Here is a 917-nt window from a genome sequence, read left to right on the forward strand (position 1 = left end):
AAAAATAAATTAAATTGCTTAAAATCAAAAAAATTATTGGTAATAAAAAGATTAAGCCTCCTGCCAAGAAAAAAATTCATTATGAAAAATACAACACCAAATACAGAAGTAAATGAAAACTTATTTACCTGTGTATTATCGGAATTATATAGATATAATGTAAATAATGGATTAACACTCTCCAATATATTTGAATGTTGTTGTAAAAGTAAAGGCATTATTGTTGATATAGAGACAACAACAATTAACCAAGTAAACTTATACGGTTTAGCTACAATATTTAGCATATATAAGATGATGAATAAAATGGCTGAATAATGAAACATTACTGAACATAGGAGTAAGCAAATTCCAAAGCGTTTATTTTCACATCGGAACCCCACCATGCCTATGGCTATTGAAATAGCTGCGCGTATTTGCGTCCCCTCGTGCAAAGCTAATAATGACATGCAATATAAAAAATATAGCCAAAATAACACTGAGATTTTTGAATCAAACGACTTTAGCACATAAAACTTTAATAGTAAGGAAGTAAACGCAATTAAAAGCCAAAGAAATTCAAAACTAAAATCTATTGATTTAAAGAACACCACAAAACTTTTGAATCCGACTTCCATTCTTTCATAAGATGAATCATAGATAGTAAATTTATATAAATCCAAATATGCTTGATGGTCGTTAGAATATGGCATTATTTTTATAGCAAAAATGGTAGCACACAGCACCGCTATAAAATACAATAAATTACTGGTTCTTATTTGCATTTTTATCTCTTTAAAGGTAATATATTTTGAGTGCACTTTAGTTTAGAGTCAGGGCAAGATTACGAAAGCCCGCTCCCCGCAAGGACTGAGGCGAGGTAGTCTCTGTCCATAGCGGCTTTTCTCATCTTACGTCTTAACCCTGCCTTGAATACC

At 31.2% G+C, this 917-nt stretch carries 2 protein-coding genes; both read right to left on the reverse strand.

The annotated features are described in order from the left end of the window. On the reverse strand, nucleotides 1-764 hold a 764-nt coding region (locus A7090_RS27450; RefSeq protein ID WP_157941509.1), incomplete at its 3' end, for an EpsG family protein. 59 nt (nucleotides 765-823) lie between these two features. Next, a partial coding sequence (locus A7090_RS26935) for a hypothetical protein (protein WP_241957311.1) occupies nucleotides 824-917 on the reverse strand: 94 nt, incomplete at its 5' end.

Origin of the sequence: Escherichia sp. MOD1-EC7003 (assembly GCF_002965065.1) — a bacterium.
Taxonomy (GTDB): domain Bacteria; phylum Pseudomonadota; class Gammaproteobacteria; order Enterobacterales; family Enterobacteriaceae; genus Escherichia.